Raw genomic sequence first — 19,763 nt, 5'->3', positions numbered from 1 at the left:
CGTCACCTGTGTCATCGTCTGCTCTCTCCCGGACTGGACCGACCAGCCCTACTACCCTCGCAAACCCGGGTCGAAACGGCGTAAATCGGGGTCCCTGCGGCGCGCGTACGCGCAACAGGGACCCCGAAAGCCGCTGAGCCGTCGCGTCAGCGCGGAGCGCCGCTGAGCCGCCGCCCGATCGCCGCGATCAGCCGGTCCAGCTCGGAGCCGAACGGGTTGTCGTGCACCAGGTACGTCCAGGTGGCGGTCGGCCGGACCAGCGCGCCGTCGTCCGGGTCCCAGTCCTCGTCAAATTCGGTCTCGGCGAACGTGGCGAGGGTGCGGGCCTCGATCTCCGGCACCAGGTTGTTGAACGCCGGCACCGCGGCCCGGTGGAACTCGTCCAGCGGGTCGAGCCGGCCCAGCGCGCGCAGGTGCACGCCCTCGCGGACCTCGGACAGCTCGGCCAGGTGCTCCGCCCAGAGCCGGTCCAGGTGGTAGAGCGCGATCGACCGGGCCGCCCGGGCGAGCACGTCCTCGTCCATCTCGCCGGCCTTCTCGGGCATCTTGTCGAGCAGCATCAGCGCGGCCACGTCGCTGGTCAGCAGCCGCTCCCGACGCAGGGCGAGGGCCTTGCGCTGCTGCTCGATCACCACGCTGTAGCGCCACGTGTTGCGGTGGATCTCGTGGTTGACGCCCTCGGCGACCCGCTGGGCGTGCTCCACCGCGTAGTCCACCTGGTCGTCGGTGACCAGGCCGTCCGCATTCATCCGCGGCGACGCCGGCACGGCGTCGGCGGCGTGCCGGACGACCAGGTCGTCCTCCAGGCTGACGAAGAAGACCGAGCCACCCGGGTCGCCCTGCCGGCCGGCCCGGCCACGCAGCTGGTCGTCCACCCGACGGCTGTCGTGCCGGCCGCTGCCGATCAGGTATAGACCGCCCAGCTCGGACACCCGCTCCTGGTCAACCTGGTCGCTGCCGCCGAGCCGGATGTCCACGCCACGGCCGGCCATCTGGGTGGAGACCGTCACCGCGCCGTACGCGCCAGCCTCGGCGATGATCGCCGCTTCCTCGTCGTCGTTCTTGGCGTTCAGCACCACGCAGGGCACCCCGGCCGCGTTCAGCCCGGCGGCCAGCCCCTCGGACTCCTTGACGTCCAGCGTGCCGACCAGCACCGGCCGCCCCGCCTCGTGGCAGCGGCGGATCTCGTCGATCAGCGCCTCGTCCTTCTCCGCCCGGGTGGCGTAGATGCGGTCCGGCTCGTCCTCGCGCACGCACGGGGTGTTCGGCGGGATCACCGCCACCTCGAGGCCGAAGAACTCCCGCAGCTGGTCGCCGACCAGCACCGCGGTGGCGGTCATCCCGCAGACCTTCGGGTAGAGCGCGATGTACGCCTGCATGGCGATGGTGCCCAGCACCTCACCCTCGGCGGTGGCGTCCAAGCCCTCCTTGGCCTCGACCGCCGCCTGGAGCCCGTCCGGCCAGCGGCGGCGCTGGGCCACCCGGCCGCGCATCTCGTCGATCAGCTCGACCGAGCCGTCCCGGACGATGTAGTCCACGTCGCGGTGCAGCAGGGCGTGCGCGTGCAGCGCCACGTTGACCGCGGAGAGCTGTGCGACGTGCTCCTCGTCGTACAGGTCGATGCCGAGCTTGGCCTCGACGGCGGCCAGGCCGGCGGCGGTGAACGCCACGCTGCGCCCGTCCTCGGGGATCGTGTAGTGCTTGCCCCTGCGCAGCCCGCGCACCAGCGCGGCGGCGGCGTGCACCGGGTCCTGCTCGCCCGGCACCGAGCCGGCGAGGACCATCGGCACCCGGGCCTCGTCGATCATGATCGAGTCGGCCTCGTCCACGATCGCGGTGGCCAGCGGCGGCTGCACCCGGTCGGCCACGTCGGTGACCAGCTGGTCGCGCAGGTAGTCGAAGCCCGCCTCGCTGACCGAGACGTAGGTGACGTCACAGGCGTACGCGTCGCGCCGCTCCTGAGGGGTGGAGGCCTCGTTGACCCAGCCGACGCTCAGGCCGAGCAGGGTGTAGACCGGCTCCATCCACTGGGCGTCGCGGCGGGCCAGGTAGTCGTTGACGGTGAGCACGTGCACCGGCCCGTTTCCGAGCCGGACGTGCCCGTACGCGGCGATCGCGGCGGTCAGGGTCTTGCCCTCACCGGTGGCCATCTCGGCGACCTTGCCGGACAGCAGCGACATCGCGCCGAGCAGCTGCACGTCGTACGGCCGCTGGTCGAGGCCGCGGCGGGCGGCCTCCCGACCGACCGCGCAGATCTCCTCGTAGTCGGTCGCCGCGCCGGCGGCCTCGGTCAACTCGGCGTCGTCCAGCGCGGCGAGGTCATCCTCGCGCGCCTCGATCGCCGGCAGCAGTTTCTCCAGCGGAGCAAGATCCACCGTCGAGCCCGGGCGCTGGAGGAACCGCCGGAACTTGCTCTTGAACCGTTGCGACACACCCATGAGCGGCAACGGTACGCGATTCGAACCGGCTTTTGCCGCCCGGCCGCCCAGCCACCGGCCGCATGTCGACGCCGACGCCGCCGGGTCAGCCGACCAGCAGCTGATGGGTGGCCAGCTCCCGGTAGAGCGGGTCGGTGGCGGTCAGCTCGGCGTGGGTGCCCACGGCCACCACCCGACCGCCGTCGAGGACGACGATCTGGTCGGCGTCGACCACGGTGGCGAGCCGGTGCGCCACGATCAACAGTGTCCGGCGGACGGCCACCGCGTCGATGGCGCGGCGCAGCGCGACCTCGTTGCGCGCGTCGAGGTTGCTGGTCGGCTCGTCGAGCAGCAGCACCGGCGGGCCGGCCAGCAGCGCCCGGGCGATGGCCAGCCGCTGCCGCTCACCCCCGGAGAGCAGCACGCCACCCTCGCCCACCTGAACCTCCAGGCCCTGCGGGGACCGCTGCGCCAGATGAGCCAGGTTGACCTTGTCGAGGACCTCGTGCAGTCGGTCGTCGGTGGCGTCCGGGGTGGTGATCAGCAGATTCTCCCGCAGCGTTCCGGCCAGCACCGGGGCCTCCTGCTCGACGTATCCGAGCTGGGCCCGCAGCACGTCGCGGGGCAGCTCCCGTACGTCCCTGCCGTCCAGCCGGACGGCACCGGCGCTCACCTCGTAGAAGCGTTCGACCAGGGCCAGCAGGGTCGACTTTCCGGCGCCGGACGGGCCCACCAGGGCGGTGCGGGTGCCGGCCGGCACCGCGAAGCTCACCTCGTGCAGCACCGCTTCGCCGCCCGGGTAGCCGAACCCCACCCGGTCGAACTCGATCATCGGGGCGGGGCGGCGCGGGGTCGCCGTCACCCCGGTTCCCACCGGCCGGTCCGCCCCGCCCTCCGCCGGCACCGCCAGGATCTCCTCGATCCGCTGCAACGCGCCCAGGCCGGTCTGCAACTGGGTGTACGCGCGCAACACCTGGGCCAGAGGCAGGGCCAGGAAGAACAGGTACATGACGAAGGCGACGAGGTCGCCGACGGTGATCGCGCCGGCGGCCACCCGGGCCCCGCCGATGCCGAGCACCAGCAGGAAGGCGCCCTGCACGGTGACCGAGCCGATCGGACCGACCACCGCCTGCACCCGGGCCACCCGCAGCCCCGCCGCGTACGCCGACCGGGCGCTGCCGGTGACGATCTCCGCCTCGCGGCCCTCGGCCCGGCTCGCCCGGATGGTCCGGGCCGCCGAGATGGCCCGCTCCACCGCCGAGGTCATCTCGCCGATCCGTTCCTGGGCGGCACGGGCCAGCGCCCGGACCCGCCGGGCGAAGGTGGCCGCGAAGCCCAGCCCCAGCCCCACACCGAGCAGGGTGACACCGAACAGCAGCGGGTCGAGCAGCACCATCGCCGTGCCCGCGCCGAGCACCATCACCGCCCCGGTGACCGTCTCGAACAACCCGGAGGTGACCACCGCGCGCAGCAGGGTGGTGTCCGAACCCACCCGGGAGAGCAGGTCGCCGGTGCGCCGGCTGTCGTACTCGGCGATGGGCAGCCGCAGCAGGTGCCCGGCCAGCCGCCGCCGGGTGCCCAGCACCAGCCCCTCGGCGGTGCGCTGCAGCAGGTAGTCGCGCAGCCCGCCGACCGCCGCGCCGAGCACCACCAGCACCACCAGCACCGCCACCAGGTCGGTCACCGCGCCGCCGGCGCTCACCCGGTCGAGCACCGACCGGGTGAGCAGCGGCTGGGCGAGCGATGCCGCCGCACCGGCCAGCGACAGGGCGCCCACCACGGCGAGCGTGCCGCGGTGCTCACGCAGGTACGGCAGCAGCGCGGCCAGGCCGACGGGCCGGGCGTCAGGGGTGCTCATGGCGGGAACGGTAGCCCGCCCGGTCACCCGGGAAGCCCGCTCCGGCGCCGGATCAGCCGGTCAGCACCACCTGAAGCTCGTGGCGGCGGCACTCGGCCAGGTCGGTGAGCAGGGTGGGCGCCTCGTCGAACGGCACCACCGCCGAGATCAGGTGCTTGCGGATCACGTCCCCGTACGCCCGGAGCAGGTCGACGGTCTCGGCGGAGAGCCGCTCCCGGTCCCAGGTGGGCGCGAGCCCGCGCGGCACCCGACCGATCTGCGCGCAGCGCAGCGACAGCCCGTTGTGGTGGAACTCCTCGCCGAACCGGACCGCGTCCGCGCCGCCCTGGTAGAAGGCGAGGTCGATCACGGTGCCCTGTGGCCGCAGCAGCCGCAGCGCGAGTTGCAACGCCCACGCCTGCCCCCGGCACTGGAACACCACGTCGGCGCCGCGGTCGCCGGCGGTGTGCGCCCAGCGGGTCTTGAGCACCGCAGCCGGGTCGTCCGAGCCCGGGTCGAGGGTTTCCAGGCCGAGCGCCTCGGCGACCTGCCGGCGCTGCGGGGTGGGGTCGAGCACCATCACCGAGGCGGCGCCGTGCCGCCGGGCGAACAGCGCGGTCAGCAGCGCCACCACCCCGGCGCCGACCACCGCGACCCGCAGGCCGCGCACCCCGTCGCCCAGCGAGCGGACGCCCGCGCCGTACAGGTCGGCGGCGGCGTGCAGCAGACCGTTGGCGCAGATCGGGCCCATGTGCGCGACGTAGACGCCGAGCAGCGGGTCCAGGTCGTCGGGGAGCGGCACGAACCGTTCGGCGACCGGGTCGGCCAGCCAGCCGGTGCGGTGCCCGTACGTCATCGCACCCACCACGCCCACCGCGACCGCCGGGGTGGCGCTCTCCACCACCCGGCCGACCTGCATGTAGCCCAGCCGGGTCACCGGGTACGGGGTGCTCGCCCCGCCCGGCTGGAACAGCCCCAGGTCGGCGTTCCAGGTGACGTGCAGGTATGGGTTGGTGCCTTTGACGTAGCTCAGTTCGGTGCCGGCGGAGACGCCGCTGAACAGCGTCTCGACCCGGAAGGTGCCGGGGCGCGGCGGGGCGGCGTCCTGCTCGACCAGTTCCACCCGGCCGGGGGCGGAGACCACCACGACCCTGTCACGCATCGACGGTCACGCCGGTCGCGAGCACCGTCGGCCCGACGGGTGTGGTGAGCCGCACGGTCTCGCCGGTGCGGGCCGAGTCGGCCACCGCGAGGGCCAGCCGCTGGGTGCCCAACGCCTCGGCGTACGGGACGCGCACGTCGTCGCCGATGCCGCGCACCGCGTCGATGAAGGCGCGGTCGACCGCTACCCGGGCGGCCTCCGGACCGGCGGGCAGGTGCCGCTCACCGTCGCTGTCGCGGATCAGCAGGCCGTCCTCGGTGATCGACATAGCCAGCCCGTCGGCGAGGATCTCCAGCCCGGCCCGGTGCTTCCAGCCCAGCACGCAGGCCGCGCTGAGCGTGCCGACCGCGCCGCCGGCGAAGCGCAACGTGGCGGTGGTCACCGAGTCGATGTCGGCGCCGTCCACCGGCGGCGGTGTGCCGTTGCCGTACGCGGTGACCTCGGTGACCTCGCCGACCAGCGCGCGGATCAGGTCCAGCACGTGCGCGGCCTGCTCGACCACCGGGCCGCCGGAGCGGTCCCGCCGCGACCACCAGGCCACCGGCGGCACCTTGTCCAGCCAGGAGCCGCTGACCATCCGCACCGGACGGTCGGCGAGCAGCTCGCGGGCCTGATCGAGCACGCTCAGGTAGCGCCAGTGGTGTCCGACGGCGGTACGCAGCCCGCGCCGGGCGATCAGATCGGCGATCCGCTCGGCGGTCACCAGGTCGATCGCGACGGGCTTCTCCACGAACAACGGCACACCGGCGTCGATCACCGCTTCCTCGGCCGGGCCGTGCGCGAACGGTGGCACGCAGACGTAGACTGCGTCCGGACCGGCGGCCAGCAGCTCGGCGACGTCGGCGCAGGCTCGGCCGGCGTGCTGCGCGACCAGCGCCGACGCCGCCTCCGGGGCCACGTCGGTCACGCCGATCAGCTCGACGTCATCGAACCCCGCGAGCACGCGGGCGTGCCGCTGTGCCACTCCACCGGCGCCCACCAGACCCACCCGGCATACACGCATTCGACAAGCCCTTCGAGAGCGTTTCATCTTCGATGGGAGCAGTCCCCCGGGGTGAGCGCAATCAAACGTTCATCCCCCGGGAACGCGGCGAGGTCACCCCTGTGATCAAGCTGTTCGCTGGAGGCGGTTAGCGCATGGTGGGGAATGGGAACAACCAACCTCGGTTATCCGCCCACGATTCAAAAGGGGTGCCCGTGCGGGATACGACATCGAGCGTGTCACCGGTGGTGGAGGCGTGGGCCACGTACCGGACGACGTCGGCGGCGGCGTGGCCGGCACGCCGGCTGCTGCGTGCCAAGGGGCAGAGCCGGGTCAGCGTCGTGCTGCCGGCGCACAACGAGGAGGCCACCGTCGGTGCGATCGTGGCGACCATCCGGGAGCACCTGATGGATCGGGTCGCCCTGGTCGACGAGCTGATCGTGGTGGACTCGCGGTCGACCGACCGCACCGCGCAGGTGGCCCGGGCCGCCGGCGCGGAGGTGGTCAGCCAGGACGAGATGACCCGGGGGCTGCCTCGGCTCACCGGCAAGGGCGACGCGCTCTGGGCCGGCCTGGCCGCCGCGGAGGGGGACGTGGTGGCGTTCATCGACGCCGACCTGCGGGAGTTCCGGCCGCACTTCGTGAGCGGGCTGCTCGGCCCACTGCTGACCGACCCGTCGGTGGAATTCGTGAAGGGCTTCTACCACCGGCCACTGGTGGGCACCGCCAGCGTCGAGCCGGACGGCGGCGGCCGCGTTACCGAGTTGATGGCGCGACCGCTGCTCAACCTCTTCTGGCCCGAGCTGGCCGGCTTCGTCCAGCCGCTCGCCGGCGAGTACGCCGGCCGGCGCGAGGTGCTGGCCCAGGTGCCGTTCGTCTCCGGGTACGGAGTGGAGACGGCGATGCTGATCGATCTGCTCGACCTGGTCGGCCTGGACGCGTTGGCGCAGGTCGACCTCGGTGAACGCAAGCACCGGCACCAGGACACGGCGGCGCTCGGCCGGATGTCGGCACAGATCATGCTGACCGCCTGGGCCCGGTTGCAACGGCGTGGCTGGGCGATCCCCGGCATGTCACCGGAGGTGCTGCTGACCCAGTTCCGCCGCGGCGGCTCCGACACGCTGCCGAACCTCGACCGCGAGATCGTGGTCAGCGACGTGTCCATCGAGGAGCGCCCGCCGCTGGCCGAGCTGCGCCACCGGGTGCCCCGCCGACGGGTGGCCGCGGCGTGAGGGCCGGGGCGTTCATGTCGGGCGCATGGGAGGGCCGGGACCGATGAGCCTCACCGTGCTGATGAACGCCGGCCCGTGGCTGTCCGTGCCGCCGCCGGGCTACGGCGGCATCGAGAACGTTATCGCCACTCTGGTGCCGGAGCTGCGGCGTCTCGGCGTACGGGTGGTGCTCGCCTCGGTGGAGAGCAGCAGCCTGCCGGTGGACGAGAAGGTGTCGGTGTTTCCCGACGGGCAGTTCGCCGCGCTTCAGCGGCCGTACAACCAGGTCTGCGGGATCGCGCAGGCGCACCTGGCCGGGGTGGTGCGCGAGCTGCACGCCCGCGACGACATCGACCTGGTGCACGATCACGTGGAGGCGGTCGGGCTGGCCACCCTCACGGCGATGGGGCCGAGCGGCCCGCCGACCCTGCACACCCTGCACTGGGACCTGGCCAAGCACCCCGCGCTCTACGGCAGCCTGGACGGCGGCGAGCGGGTCCGCGTCAACGGTGTGTCCGCGTCCCAGCTGGCCCGGGCCCCGCAGGCGCTCCGCGAGCACTCGGTGGGGCACGTGCACCTGTCCACCCCGCTGGCCGTGGACGCCGACCGGCGGTCCCTCCCGGAGAAGGGCGAGCACCTGCTCATCCTCGGCCGGATCAACCCGGGCAAGGGGCAGGACGTGGGCGCCCGACTCGCTCACCAGGTCGGTTTCCCGCTGGTGCTGGCCGGGCCTGTCGGCCCCTACCACCGCCCGGCCGACCTGGCCGCGGCCGGCGACGAGGCCCGGCAGAACCCGGACGTGCGGTTCTTCCTCGACGAGGTGGCGCCCCACGTCGACGGTGACCTGGTCCGCTGGGTCGGCACCGTGGCCGGTCAGGAGCGTGACGACCTGCTCGCCAGCGCCCGCGCCTCGCTGTTCCCGCTGCGCTGGGAGGAGCCGGGCGGCACGGCGGTGGTCGAGTCGCTCGCCCTGGGCACGCCGGTGGTGGCGACGGCCCGGGGGTGCCTGCCGGAGCTGATCGAGCACGGTCGCACCGGGCTGCTCACCGCCGACGAGGAGGAACTGGGTGAGCTGGTGCTGGCCGCCGAGCTGCTCGACGCCGACGAGTGCCGTCGGGTGGCCGCGCAGCGGTTCACCCCGGCGGTGATGGCTCAGCGGTACGTCGAGCTGTATCAGCGGGTCCGCCAGCCGGCCAGCGCGCCGCGCCTGCAACCGGTCTGACCGGCGCCTCCGACGGGTTTGCGATCGGCGGCGACGGGTAGCCCGCAGCGCTCACGCCCGCCCCGCAGCGAGGAGTCGGTGATGGTCGGACCGATGGCGCACTCCCGGGCCCGGCACAATCCGGCCGACGGCAAGCCACCGGTACGACGGGCCGCCGGGACCGTGGCGGTGCTGTTCCTGCTGATCGGCGTGCTCGGCTTCGTCCCGGGGATCACCAGCGGCACGTCCGATCTCCGGTTCGCCGGTCACGGCTCGGGCGCGTACCTGTTCGGCGTGTTCCAGGTGTCGGTGCTGCACAACCTGGTGCACCTGCTGTTCGGGGTGGCCGGCCTGGTGCTGGCCCGGACGGTCGGCGGCGCGCGGGCGTTCCTCGTCGGCGGCGGCGCCGTCTACCTGGTGTTGTGGCTGTACGGCCTCGCGGTGGACCACGACACCGGGGCGAACGTGCTGCCGGTCAACGACGCCGACGACTGGCTGCACCTCGGCCTCGGCGTCGGCATGATCGCGTTGGGCGTGCTGACCGGCCGTGCCCGTCCCTGACCGGCCGCGTCACCCGTGACCTGCCTCGCCCGGCCCGTAGGTCCGGTTTGACCGTGGTGCGCCTCGGGTAGTTCGCAGGTCCCGACACATCAGCGAGGTGAGGGTCCATGTCCAGCCGGATCACCTGGGAGGTGAGCGACACCGCACCGGTGGCGGTCGTCCGGCTCTGCGGTCCGCTGGACCTGGGCACCATGCGGTCGGTGCACCGCGTGTTGGACCGGGTGCTGGCCGCTCAACCGGATGCGCTGGTGGTCGACCTCGCCGAGGTCACCGTCCGGGACCGGCTGGCGCTGTCCGTCTTCGCCGCGACGGCCCGGCGGGCCGCGGAGTGGCCGGCCGTGCCGGTGGTGCTCTGCGCGCCACCGCCGGCCGCCGCGCGTTGGCTGGCCGAGTCGACCGCGTGCCGGGTGGTTCCGGTGTCCCGGGACTGCGAAGAGGCGACCCGGGTGGCCGGCGCCGCCGCCCCGCCCCGGTTGCAGGCCCGGCTGGAGCCGGTGGCCGAGGCCTGCCGGCGGGCTCGGGAGCTGGTCGTCGACGCGTGCACGCGGTGGAACCTTCCCGATGCCGCCGGCCCGGCCGCACTGGTGCTCAGTGAGCTCGTCGGCAACGTGGTCCGGCACGCGGGCACGCCGATGCAGGTGACGGTGACCCTGCGCCGGCCGTACCTGCACCTGGCCGTGGTGGACGGCAGCCGGGCGGCGGCCCGGCCGGCCGAGGCGGACCTGCGCGCCGAGGGTGGGCGCGGGCTGCTGCTGGTTCGGGAGCTGGCTCAGCGGTGGGGCAGCGTGCCGGCCGGCCAGGGCAAGGCGGTCTGGGCGATGGTGCCGGCAACGTGAGCGTTCCGGGTGGTTCCGCCAACCTCTGGCGAACTGACTGAAATTGCCGCTCTGCCCTGGTTTCATGGTCAGAGGGTCGGGTAGGTACACCCGTCCTTTTCTGTCACAACGGCGGGGTGAGCAGCCATGGCCAAGCGGGTAACCACGGAACCCAGTCGCGATCGGGGCCCGGCGATCCTGGCACCGGCCCGCTTCGGGGGCTTCCCCGGGCCACTGCGAACGCCGACCCCCGGCAGCTCTCTGATCAAGTTCCTCGCCACCACCGACCACAAGCAGATCGGTGTGCTCTACCTGCTCACCTCGTTCGGCTTCTTCCTGCTGGCCGGGCTGCAGGCGATGCTGATGCGGGGCGAGTTGGCCCGCCCCGGGCTGCAGTTCCTCTCCTCGGAGCAGTACAACCAGCTGTTCACCTCGCACGGCGCGGTGATGCTGCTGCTGTTCGCCACCCCTGCGGCGTTCGGGTTCGCCAACTTCATCGTGCCGATCCAGATCGGCGCGCCGGACGTGTCGTTCCCCCGCCTCAACGCGCTGGCCTACTGGCTGTACCTGTTCGGCGGGGTGATGGTGGTCGGCGGGCTCCTGACGCCCGGCGGCTCGGCCGACTTCGGCTGGACGGCGTACAGCCCACTGAGCAGCGCCGAGCACTCCCCCGGCGTCGGCGCGAACATGTGGGTCATCGGCCTGGTCATCTCCGGCCTGGGCACCATCCTCGGCGCGGTCAACCTGATCACCACGATCCTGACCCTGCGCGCGCCCGGGATGACCATGTTCCGGATGCCGATCTTCACGTGGAACATGCTGTTCACCAGCCTGCTGGTGATCATGGTCTTCCCGCTGCTGGCCGCCGCGCTGCTGGCGCTGTCGGCCGACCGGCTGCTCAACGCGCACGTGTTCGATCCGGGCACCGGCGGCCCGATGCTCTGGCAGCACCTGTTCTGGTTCTTCGGCCACCCCGAGGTCTACATCATCGCGCTGCCGTTCTTCGGCATCATCAGCGAGGTCATCCCGGTCTTCTCCCGCAAGCCGCTCTTCGGCTACACCGGCATCGTGCTGGCCACCGCCGCGATCACCTTCCTGTCGATGACGGTCTGGGCGCACCACATGTTCGCCACCGGCCAGGTGCTGCTGCCGTTCTTCAGCATCCTGAGCTACCTGATCGCCGTGCCGACCGGCGTGAAGTTCTTCAACTGGATCGGCACCATGTGGAAGGGACAGCTCACCTTCGAGACGCCGATGCTGTTCTCCATCGGCTTCCTGGTCACCTTCCTGCTCGGCGGACTCACCGGGGTGCTGCTGGCCAGCCCGCCGGCGGACTGGCACACCCACGACACCTACTTCGTGGTGGCGCACTTCCACTACGTGGTCTTCGGCACGGTGGTCTTCGCACTCTTCGCCGGCTACTACTTCTGGTGGCCGAAGATGACCGGACGGCTCCTCGACGACCGGATCGGCAAGGCGCACTTCTGGACCATGTTCATCGGCTTCCACGGCACCTTCCTGGTGCACCACTGGCTGGGCAGCGAGGGGATGCCCCGCCGGTACGCCGACTACCTGCCGACCGACGGCTTCACCACGCTGAACACGATCTCCAGCATCTTCGCGTTCATCCTCGGCCTGTCCACCCTGTTCTTCATGTACAACGCCTGGAAGTCCTGGCGGTACGGGGCGATGGTGACGGTGGACGACCCGTGGGGCTTCGGCAACTCCCTCGAATGGGCCACCACCTGCCCGCCGCCACTGCGCAACTTCGACCGGATGCCCCGGATCCGCTCCGAGCGTCCCGCGTTCGACCTGAAGTACGGCCCGCTCGTCGCCGACCTGGGCCGGGACCTGCCACAGCGCACGACCAAGCCGCCACAGCACTTCGCCGAGGAGTTGCGTATGGAGCACCACGTGCCGGAGTCGCCCGCCGCCGAGGGCGCGCACGGCGCCCGCGACGCGACCGAGTTCCAGCCGACCCCGCAGTCCGGTGCCCGGCCCGTGGATGTCCCGGAGCCCGAGGGCATCCGCCGGCCGAGCTTCGAGCAGAGCGACGCGCCCGAGGACAAAGAGGAGGCGCCGAAGCCGCACGAGCGGTGGCGGCACCCGCACAGCGACCAGGACCCGGAGGAGCGCTGACCGGCGGTACGCGCTGACGAGGGCCGACACCCGTGGGTGTCGGCCCTCGTCGCGTACGGTGCCCGGCTGCGCTCAGTCCCGCGCGGGTGCCAGGCCGGCGGCGGTGAGCGAACGGCGTACCGCGGGTTGGACCCGGGTCAGCCGCAGCGGCACCCCGGTCCGGGCGGCCGCGTCCCGTCCGGCCATCAACGCGGCGATCCCGCCGGCGTCGAAGCCGCCCGCGCCGACCAGGTCGACGACCACCTCGCTGGGCTGGCCGGTGACCGCCTCCAGCATCGCCCGGCGCAGCTGGTCGGCACCGTCCCGGTCGATCTCGCCGCCGACCTCGACGACCACCCGGTCGCCGTTCTGCTTCACCGAGATCCGGGTCTTGCCCGGGTCCGGCTCGGCGGCGCCGTTCTGCCAGGGCGGCGGCGCGTCGGCGAGCATCGCCTGCCGCAGCCAGGTCAGCGCCCGCGACAGCAGCCGGGAGACGTGCATCTGCGAGATGCCGAACCGGGCGGCGATCTCCGCCTGGGTCTGGTTGCCGTAGAAGCGCATCGCCAGGATCCGCCGTTCCCGCCAGGGCAGGCGGTGCAGCAGGCCGCTCACGGTCACCCGGTCGTCGACCGATTCCAGCGCGTTGTCCGATTCGCCGACCAGGTCACCGAACTCCGCGGAGCTCTCCCCGCCCACCGGGGCGTTGAGCGAGGCCGGGCTGTAGCCGGCCGCCGACTCCAACGCCGCGAGGATCTCCTCCTCCGGCGTCTCCAACCGCTTGGACAGCTCCGCGACGGTGGGCGCCCGGGACAGCTCACTGGTCAGCGCGGCGGTGGCCTGACCGACCTCCAGGATCAGGTCGCGTAGCCGGCGGGGCACGTGCACGCCCCAGGTGCGGTCCCGGAAGTGCCGCTTGATCTCACCCACGATGGTGATCGCGGCGTACGCGGTGAACGAGCCCCGTTCCGGGTCATACCGGTCGACGGCGTTGACCAGGCCAAGGCGGGCCACCTGCTCCAGGTCCTCCAGTGGCTCCCCGCGCCCCCGGTACCGGCGGGCCAGGCGGCCGGCGAACGGCAGCGCGAAGCGGACCAGGTCGTCCCGTGCCTCCTGCCGCCGCTCCGGCGGCAGCCCCTCAATTCGGGCCGCGTACGCCAGCGCTGCCGCATCGAGGTCCTCCAGACCTCGATCGGTGGGTGGTGGTGTGGTCGTGCTCGTCTGTCCGAACATCCGCGCCTCCCTCAGGAAGGTCCCCCGCCCGGATCGGGAAACCGGTCGTGCGCGTGGTCGAGCCACGCACCGGGCCGGAAAAGTGGGTCAGTGACTGGGATGCCAGCGGGCGACAACGCCTTTGCGCAGCGCAATCAGGCCGTCGCAGTCAGCGATGTTCCCGCTCCGTAGGTACTCAATCACGGGACCCCGGGTTCGCGAGGATGTTTCGGCGTGCTCCGCCTCAGGAGATCAGCAACCCCTGGTGGCCGCCGCTGTCCCGGAGCATGGAGAGCGCCTCGGCGGCCCCCAGCGGGGGCGGCGTGGGCAGGTCGTACGGCTGGGCGCGGAGCACCTCGGTGGCCCGGCGGGTGGGTACCGAGGTGACCGGGTAGCCCCGAGCGGCGGTCCGGTCCAACGCCCGACGACGCCGGCCGAACCCGGCCACGGCCAACCACTGCGGCAGCCCGGCCAGGGCGGGCGAGCGCACCCCGGGCGGCTCGGGCAGCACGTCCACCGAGCTGAACGTCTCGCTGCCGGCCAGCCACCACTCGGCCTCGTCCACGCTGCGCCGGGTGGCGTTCTCGCACCAGTACGGCACCAGCCCCGCGCGCACCACCTGCCACGGATCGATCAACCGGCCGCACTCCACCACCAACCGGTCACCGGTCTTGCCGGCGCCGCGGAGCCAGTGCCGGTACAGGTCGGCCACTGCCGCGCTCAGCGCCGCCGGCCGGGGCACCAGCACCCGGTGCAGCGGGTGCTCCCGGCGGGCCGCCCAGTCCCGCGCGGCCAGCTCGAAGCCCGAGTCCACGCCGTGCTCGGCTGCGCCCGAGGGGACGGACATCTCCGGCGGCTCCCACCGGGCGGCATCCCCGCCGACGGAGCGCAGCACCTGCCGCAGCGCGTGGCTGTCGGGGTGGAAGTCCACCGGGTCCAGCCCGCTGGCCGGGCAGCCGACCTGGAAGCTGTGCCCCGGGCCGCGCTCCAGCACCGGCCAGGTCCGCGCGTCGCGAACCAGCACCACCGGGGCCCCGGTGGTCAGCCGGTCGGCCAGGAACTGCGTGTAGGCCGCCGGCAGCGCCCGCCAGCGGGCGGCCAGCGACACGGTCACCCCGGTCAGCGGGCCACGGCTGGCGGGGCAGTGCACCTGGCGGAGATGCACGTCGGGGTTGCCGGCGAGCAGTCGGGCGGCGAGCGCCTCGCCGTGCTCCAGCGCCGCACCCGGGCGGTCCACCGCGCCGCCGGTCCAGTGCACCGACATCTCGAAGCCGGCCGGCAGCCACGGCACGCCGAGTGCCACCGCGAGGTGGGCCGCCGCGCCATGCGGTGAGCCGATCAGCACGCCCGGGTAGCGCTGGCGCGGGTACTGGTCGACGAACCAGCGGGCGACCCGCCCGGCGTCCACCTCGTCGACCTGAGCCATTGTGAGCGCGACCCGGCCGGCGGCCCGGCTGACCGCTGCGCGACGGACCGGCTCCGGGGCGCCGGGGAACCGCGACACCGGCCCGGCGTGCCCGAGGTCGGCGCAGTCCACACCACGCAGTGCCCGGGCGGTGGCGGCGACCAGCACCCGGGCGGGACTGCTCACGGCCACGACCCGGTCGCCGGCCAGACCGGCACCGTCGGCCGTGAGCCCCTTGCGCACCTTGTGCACCGGCTCTACCTTGCCTCGTTCGCTCACCACGCGGCCCGGCTTCCCGTCCCGATGGGGTTCAAACGGGGCATCACCCACCCGGCGGCACAATCCGCTGGTCGGCGGGGGTCCACGGTCATCACCGGCGTTCCACGACGATCCGCCGTGGGCGGCGGGAGCGGGTCGCCGGGGGCGAACGGGCCGGGCACGGTGGCCCGGGTTTCGCCGGGGCCAGGGCGGGCACTTCCGGGCTCATGCGCACCGACGACACGAGCGAGCCGGCCGCCGCGACGATCACCCCGTACCAGGACGGACCGCTGCTGGTCCGCGGCGACTTCGCCCTGGTCACCCCCGACGGTGAGCGGATCGACGCCCGCCGGGGCACGGTGGCGCTGTGCCGGTGCGGCAGGTCGGCGCTCAAGCCGTTCTGCGACGGCACCCACAAGATGGTGAACTTCCGCGCGGGAACCGCCCGGGAGGGGTGACCGCCGCGGTCAGGCGACGCCGGCCAGGGGTCCCGCGGCGGCGGTCGCGGTCGCGGTCGCCGGCAGCGAGACGGTCAGCGCGGTGCGCGCCCGCAGCGAGCTGCGGCCGGCGGCCCAGCTGTCCAGCAGGTGCGCGGCGAACAGCCGGTCCACCGCGAGCGCGGCCGCCGCGCCGAAGAGCACGTCACCGGCCAGCGCCGGCTCGGCGCGGACCAGCCCGCCGCACAGGTCGTGCGCGGCGATCTGCTCGTGCACCGCGTCGGCCTCGACGTGCTCGTCGTAGAAGCGGGTGGCGACCTCGTCCAGGCCGAGCCGGCGCAGCCCGTTGCCGTAGCGGCGGTTCGGCACCGACGAGGTCATCTCGAAGGCGGCCAGGTGACCGAGCAGCGCGCCACGCAGGCGTCGGTGCAGCCCGAAGAGCGACATCAGGTTGTTGGTCGCCAGCGTCACCGCGGGCACCACGTCGAGGTGGGCGCCGTAGCCGGTAACCAGGCCCAGCCGGTCGAGGGTGCGCCGGAACAGCTCGGCGTGCATACGATCCAGCCGGCCGTTGCCGTACTCGTCGGTCTGGATCTCCACCAGGGCGGCCTTCGCCGGGCCGCCGAGGCGGGGCAGCGCCCAGCTGTGCGGATCCGCCTCGCGCAGGTGGTAGACCGAGCGGTGGGCGACGAACTCGCGGAACTGGGCGAGGTCGGCACGCCGCTGGAGGGTGGTCGCCAGCGGAGGCCCGTCGTCGGCCGCGACCAGCTCGGCCAGGGCCGCCGCCACCCCGGCCGGCGGCAGCGGCGGCGGGGCGGACAGCCGGCGCAGCGCCGCCTCGAAGGGCCGCTCGGCACGGGCCCGCAGGGCCAGCAGCGTCGGCTGCCACTCCCAGCTCTCATCCACCCCGCGCCAACCCCGGTAGTGCAGCTCGTAGCAGAGGAACAGGGTCAGCTGGAGATCCTCGTCCGCGAGCGGGTCCGCCGGGTCCAGGTCGGCACCGAGGCCCGCCGGCAGATCGTGCGGCGGACGCCGCAGGGCCCCGGCCACCGCCGCGGAGAGCGGACCGCGCGGCTGCGGTAGGGCCGCGGGACCGTAACGACGGTCGGCGGGCTCCAGCATGTGACCTCCAGCGTCCTCGGGCCGCTACTGATGCCCAGGCGGGCCACCCCTAAACGAGGCCCTCCGCGTTCACGGTGAGCTCCACCTGCTCGCGGACCCGCCGGGCGGCCTCCCCGTCGGCGTACAGGCCGCGCAGGTCGGCGAAGGCCGGCTGCGGCGGCGCCAGTGGCACGGCGGCGTCGACCACCGCCTCCAGCACACACGGCCGGTTCGCGGCGAGCGCCTCGTCCCAGGCCGCACCGACCAGCTCCGGGCGGTCCACCCGGACGCCGTGCAGCCCGAGCAGCCGGGCCCAGCCGGCGTACGGCACGTCCGGGCGGCGCTGCGCCGGGTCGGGCGACGTCTGCCGCCCGCCGCCCATGCCGGACTGGTCACGGTTGTTGAGCACCAGCACCACCAGCCGCGGATCGCGCCACTTCTGCCAGAGGTGCGCCACGGTGATCAGCTCAGCGAGCCCGTTGAGCTGCATGGCGCCGTCGCCGACCAGCGCGAGCACCGGCTGGTCGGGGGCGGCGAGCTTGGCGGCCACCGCGTACGGCAGGGCGCAGCCCATCGAGCCGAGGGTGCCGCACAGCTGCGCGTTCACCCCGGGCGGCAGGACGAGGTGCCGGGCGTACCAGTAGAGGACCGACCCGACGTCCACCGCGACCGCGCCGACGGCCGGCAACCGGGTGGACAGCTCCTGGAGCACGAGCTGCGGGTTGACCGGGTCGGCCGGCGCGGCGGCCCGGTCGGCCGCGGTCGAGCGCCACCGGTCCACCGAGCTCTGCACCGTGGCGCGCCACTGCTGGTTGGGCCGGTGCGGCACCCGCGCCAGCAGCGCCCGCAGCGTCTCGGCGGCGTCACCGACGAGCGGCACGTCCGCCGGGTATCGGGTGCCGATCCGCCGTCCGTCGATGTCGATCTGGACGGTCCGGGCCTGACCGGGCATCGGGAAGTAGTCCGTCCACGGATCGTTGGTGCCCACCATCAGCAGCGTGTCGCAGCCGCCCATCAGCTCGGCCGCGGCCGACGTGCCGACCTCGCCGAGCACCCCGGCGTGGTAGGGCAGCCGCTCGTCGAGCACCGGCTTGCCCAGCAGCGAGGTGGCCACCCCGGCGCCGAGCCGGTCGGCCAACTCGGTGATCTCCCCGGCCGCGTCCCGACCGCCCTGGCCGACCAGGATCGCCGTGCGCTGGCCGCTGCCGAGCAGCTGCGCGGCGGCGTCGAGGTCCATGTCGTGCGGCAGCACCCGGGCCAGCGGCACGCCCGGGGTCGCCGAGATCACGCCGACCGACTGCGGCTGCAGGTCGGGCACCACGGCCTCCTGCAACTGCCGGGGCAGCACCACGCAGGTCGGGCTGCGGGTCGCCGCCGCGGTGCGGAACGCCTGGTCCAGCAGCGCGGGTACGTCCTCGGGCCTGCGGCCGTACTGCACGAACTGGTTGCACACGTCCGCGAAGAGCCGGCTGAGCCCGATCTGCTGGTGCGCGCCGCCGAGCGGCCCGGAGATGTCCTCGCCGATGATCGCCACCACCGGCGTGCTGTCCAACTTGGCGTCGTAGAGGCCGTTGAGCAGCTGGACCGCGCTGGGCCCCTGGGTGGCCAGGCAGACCCCGATGCCGCCGGTGAACTTGGCGTGCCCGGTGGCCATGAAGGAGGCGGTCTCCTCGTGCCGGGCCGGGACGAACGCCGGGTCGCCGCCCGTGCGGTCCAGCGCCCGGACCAGCGGGGCGATCGCCGCGCCCGGGTACCCGAAGGCGCGTGGCACCCGCCAGGCCAGGAGCCGCTCCACCACCAGGTCGGCAACGCTGCGCTCAGCCATTGCCGCGCCCGGGCGTGCTGGCATCGACGTACCGCAGGACCGCGCCGACGCCGTCGCTGAGCTCGGGCGCCTCGTCCGGGCCCAGCACGGTCAGCGCCGCGTCGGTGCCGACCAGCGCCCGGACCAGGGCCGCGTCGGCGCGAACCCGTTGCGGGTCGGTCACCGACATCGCCGCCAACTGCCCCGGGTCGACGGCGATCTCGGTCGGCTCGGGGCCGACCCACAGCTCGCCGTTGGCCGACGGATCGTCCACGATCAGCATGGTGTCCACCTGGTTGCGTTGCAGGGCCGAGACGACCGCGTCGAGCCCGGCGCCGACGTCCTCCTGCACGCCGAACCGGTCCAGCGCGGCGCTGATCCGCTGATCGGCGACCTCCGCGATGGTCTGCACGGTGAGGTCGTCCAGCAGCGTCTGGTCCGCGCCGCCGGCCCGCGAGCCCGCGTCGGTGCGCACCATGAGGTCCTGCCAACGCTCCGGCATCTGGGCGGCGATCATCCCGGTGGCCCGAACATCGCCGGCCACCACCACCACCTCCGCGCCGACCTTCTCGGCCAGCTCCACGGTCGCCGCGGTGACGTCGCCGGCGTTGCGGTGCCAGGCCTCCATGGCGGCCTTCTGGTAGATGTCCTGAGACCAGCCGCCGGGCTGCACCCGGCGCACCTGGAAGGTCTCCCGGCCGACGACGTGCGCCTTCCGGGGCACACCGCCGGCGCTGATCGCGATCGCGTCCGCGCCGGTCCGGTCGGCCAGCACCCGCACCCACGCCACCTGCTCGCCGCGCTGGGCGAGCAACGGCATCACGTGCGGCAGTGGCGCGTAACTCGCCAGGTCGCTCAGTGGTGGCGCGGAGAGGAACTCGGAGAGCACCACCCGGCCGCGGGTGGCGAAGACCGCGAGGCCGTAGTCGCCGACCATCGGGTCGTGGCCACGGATCACCCGGTCCAGCGCGGCGACGGTCGCCTCGTCCGCGCCCTGGTCGGTTAGTTGACGCGCCAGGGCACGCCAGCGCAGTGCCAGCGCCTGGTGGGCGTCCTCCGTGTCGGCGGAGGCGTCCAGGTACACCGAGCACCACGGCCCGGGTCGGTCGTAGAGCGGGCGCAGGAAGGACAGCTGCATGCTCGACCCCTTTCCAGCTCGGCCCCCCGCTTACCCGGGTCGCCGGGGATGTCACCTCGCGGCCGTGAGCCCGTGACCAGGTTTCATTCACGTCGTTCAACCGGGGA

General features: G+C 73.5%; 15 protein-coding genes. 6 read left to right on the top strand and 9 right to left on the bottom strand.

Translation table 11 applies throughout. The features are described 5' to 3' along the window. Nucleotides 1-146: 146 nt before the first annotated feature. The 4 genes from secA2 to ACFYPS_RS27625 all read right to left on the bottom strand — a co-directional run bounded on the left by secA2 (nucleotide 147) and on the right by ACFYPS_RS27625 (nucleotide 6,419). Nucleotides 147-2,438: an accessory Sec system translocase SecA2 gene (secA2, locus tag ACFYPS_RS27640; protein ID WP_387328010.1), complete on the bottom strand. Its 2,292-nt coding sequence runs from the start codon at nucleotides 2,436-2,438 to the stop codon at nucleotides 147-149. A gap of 85 nt (nucleotides 2,439-2,523) precedes the next feature. Continuing rightward, nucleotides 2,524-4,275 (bottom strand): ABC transporter ATP-binding protein, encoded by a 1,752-nt coding sequence (locus ACFYPS_RS27635; RefSeq protein WP_354967667.1) that lies wholly within the window; start codon nucleotides 4,273-4,275, stop codon nucleotides 2,524-2,526. A gap of 52 nt (nucleotides 4,276-4,327) precedes the next feature. Continuing rightward, complete coding sequence (locus tag ACFYPS_RS27630; RefSeq protein ID WP_387328007.1) at nucleotides 4,328-5,416, bottom strand: zinc-binding dehydrogenase; 1,089 nt, start codon at nucleotides 5,414-5,416, stop codon at nucleotides 4,328-4,330. Continuing rightward, entirely contained in the window at nucleotides 5,409-6,419 is a 1,011-nt protein-coding gene (locus ACFYPS_RS27625) for a Gfo/Idh/MocA family oxidoreductase (RefSeq protein WP_354967665.1), read from the bottom strand. Before ACFYPS_RS27625 ends, ACFYPS_RS27630 begins: the two co-directional genes overlap by 8 nt. A 194-nt stretch (nucleotides 6,420-6,613) precedes the next feature. On the opposite strand from ACFYPS_RS27625, the gene ACFYPS_RS27620 reads away from it, so the two are divergent. The 5 genes from ACFYPS_RS27620 to ctaD all read left to right on the top strand — a co-directional run bounded on the left by ACFYPS_RS27620 (nucleotide 6,614) and on the right by ctaD (nucleotide 12,325). Continuing rightward, a complete protein-coding gene (locus ACFYPS_RS27620) occupies nucleotides 6,614-7,630 on the top strand; it encodes a glucosyl-3-phosphoglycerate synthase (RefSeq protein WP_354967664.1) in 1,017 nt (338 codons plus the stop codon). Between the two features lie 43 nt (nucleotides 7,631-7,673). Continuing rightward, nucleotides 7,674-8,831 carry a glycosyltransferase gene (locus tag ACFYPS_RS27615; RefSeq protein ID WP_354967663.1) on the top strand — a complete coding sequence of 386 codons (1,158 nt, stop codon included), beginning with the start codon at nucleotides 7,674-7,676 and terminating at the stop codon, nucleotides 8,829-8,831. A gap of 81 nt (nucleotides 8,832-8,912) precedes the next feature. Next, nucleotides 8,913-9,371 carry a DUF4383 domain-containing protein gene (locus ACFYPS_RS27610; RefSeq protein ID WP_354967662.1) on the top strand — a complete coding sequence of 153 codons (459 nt, stop codon included), beginning with the start codon at nucleotides 8,913-8,915 and terminating at the stop codon, nucleotides 9,369-9,371. A gap of 107 nt (nucleotides 9,372-9,478) precedes the next feature. After that, nucleotides 9,479-10,207: an ATP-binding protein gene (locus tag ACFYPS_RS27605; RefSeq protein WP_354967661.1), complete on the top strand. Its 729-nt coding sequence runs from the start codon at nucleotides 9,479-9,481 to the stop codon at nucleotides 10,205-10,207. A 126-nt stretch (nucleotides 10,208-10,333) separates the two neighbouring features. Then, complete coding sequence (ctaD, locus tag ACFYPS_RS27600) at nucleotides 10,334-12,325, top strand: cytochrome c oxidase subunit I (RefSeq protein WP_354967660.1); 1,992 nt, start codon at nucleotides 10,334-10,336, stop codon at nucleotides 12,323-12,325. Nucleotides 12,326-12,397: 72 nt separating this feature from the next. Here the strand turns inward: ctaD and ACFYPS_RS27595 are convergent, their stop codons facing one another. Next, a complete protein-coding gene (locus ACFYPS_RS27595) occupies nucleotides 12,398-13,534 on the bottom strand; it encodes a SigB/SigF/SigG family RNA polymerase sigma factor (protein ID WP_354967659.1) in 1,137 nt (378 codons plus the stop codon). Nucleotides 13,535-13,757: 223 nt separating this feature from the next. Next, nucleotides 13,758-15,170: a hypothetical protein gene (locus ACFYPS_RS27590; protein ID WP_387328000.1), complete on the bottom strand. Its 1,413-nt coding sequence runs from the start codon at nucleotides 15,168-15,170 to the stop codon at nucleotides 13,758-13,760. A gap of 233 nt (nucleotides 15,171-15,403) precedes the next feature. Here ACFYPS_RS27590 and ACFYPS_RS27585 point away from each other — a divergent pair, with 233 nt between their 5' ends. Beyond that, nucleotides 15,404-15,634: a CDGSH iron-sulfur domain-containing protein gene (locus ACFYPS_RS27585; RefSeq protein WP_354967658.1), complete on the top strand. Its 231-nt coding sequence runs from the start codon at nucleotides 15,404-15,406 to the stop codon at nucleotides 15,632-15,634. Between the two features lie 9 nt (nucleotides 15,635-15,643). Here the strand turns inward: ACFYPS_RS27585 and ACFYPS_RS27580 are convergent, their stop codons facing one another. The 3 genes from ACFYPS_RS27580 to ACFYPS_RS27570 are packed head-to-tail and all read right to left on the bottom strand — an operon-like array spanning nucleotide 15,644 to nucleotide 19,656. Beyond that, nucleotides 15,644-16,735 (bottom strand): iron-containing redox enzyme family protein, encoded by a 1,092-nt coding sequence (locus tag ACFYPS_RS27580; protein ID WP_354967657.1) that lies wholly within the window; start codon nucleotides 16,733-16,735, stop codon nucleotides 15,644-15,646. Between the two features lie 49 nt (nucleotides 16,736-16,784). Continuing rightward, nucleotides 16,785-18,539, bottom strand: coding sequence for a thiamine pyrophosphate-binding protein (locus ACFYPS_RS27575; protein WP_354967656.1), 1,755 nt, complete (start codon nucleotides 18,537-18,539; stop codon nucleotides 16,785-16,787). Further along, complete coding sequence (locus ACFYPS_RS27570; RefSeq protein WP_354967655.1) at nucleotides 18,532-19,656, bottom strand: Vms1/Ankzf1 family peptidyl-tRNA hydrolase; 1,125 nt, start codon at nucleotides 19,654-19,656, stop codon at nucleotides 18,532-18,534. Before ACFYPS_RS27570 ends, ACFYPS_RS27575 begins: the two co-directional genes overlap by 8 nt. Nucleotides 19,657-19,763 lie beyond the last annotated feature (107 nt).

Origin of the sequence: Micromonospora sp. NPDC005087 (assembly GCF_042872965.1) — a bacterium.
Taxonomy (GTDB): Bacteria; Actinomycetota; Actinomycetes; order Mycobacteriales; family Micromonosporaceae; genus Micromonospora.
This window is presented reverse-complemented; position numbering and strand designations above follow the sequence as displayed.

What these genes read in the sequence shown, in the direction of transcription:
- ACFYPS_RS27615 (WP_354967663.1), top strand. Translation starts at nt 7,674, where the DNA reads ATGAGCCTCACCGTGCTGATGAACGCCGGCCCGTGGCTGTCCGTGCCG.
- ACFYPS_RS27585 (WP_354967658.1), top strand. Translation starts at nt 15,404, where the DNA reads ATGCGCACCGACGACACGAGCGAGCCGGCCGCCGCGACGATCACCCCG.
- ACFYPS_RS27625 (WP_354967665.1), bottom strand. Translation starts at nt 6,419, where the DNA reads ATGCGTGTATGCCGGGTGGGTCTGGTGGGCGCCGGTGGAGTGGCACAG.
- ACFYPS_RS27580 (WP_354967657.1), bottom strand. Translation starts at nt 16,735, where the DNA reads ATGCTGGAGCCCGCCGACCGTCGTTACGGTCCCGCGGCCCTACCGCAG.
- ACFYPS_RS27595 (WP_354967659.1), bottom strand. Translation starts at nt 13,534, where the DNA reads ATGTTCGGACAGACGAGCACGACCACACCACCACCCACCGATCGAGGT.
- ACFYPS_RS27605 (WP_354967661.1), top strand. Translation starts at nt 9,479, where the DNA reads ATGTCCAGCCGGATCACCTGGGAGGTGAGCGACACCGCACCGGTGGCG.
- ACFYPS_RS27575 (WP_354967656.1), bottom strand. Translation starts at nt 18,539, where the DNA reads ATGGCTGAGCGCAGCGTTGCCGACCTGGTGGTGGAGCGGCTCCTGGCC.
- ctaD (WP_354967660.1), top strand. Translation starts at nt 10,334, where the DNA reads ATGGCCAAGCGGGTAACCACGGAACCCAGTCGCGATCGGGGCCCGGCG.
- ACFYPS_RS27635 (WP_354967667.1), bottom strand. Translation starts at nt 4,275, where the DNA reads ATGAGCACCCCTGACGCCCGGCCCGTCGGCCTGGCCGCGCTGCTGCCG.
- ACFYPS_RS27610 (WP_354967662.1), top strand. Translation starts at nt 8,913, where the DNA reads ATGGTCGGACCGATGGCGCACTCCCGGGCCCGGCACAATCCGGCCGAC.
- secA2 (WP_387328010.1), bottom strand. Translation starts at nt 2,438, where the DNA reads ATGGGTGTGTCGCAACGGTTCAAGAGCAAGTTCCGGCGGTTCCTCCAG.
- ACFYPS_RS27630 (WP_387328007.1), bottom strand. Translation starts at nt 5,416, where the DNA reads ATGCGTGACAGGGTCGTGGTGGTCTCCGCCCCCGGCCGGGTGGAACTG.
- ACFYPS_RS27570 (WP_354967655.1), bottom strand. Translation starts at nt 19,656, where the DNA reads ATGCAGCTGTCCTTCCTGCGCCCGCTCTACGACCGACCCGGGCCGTGG.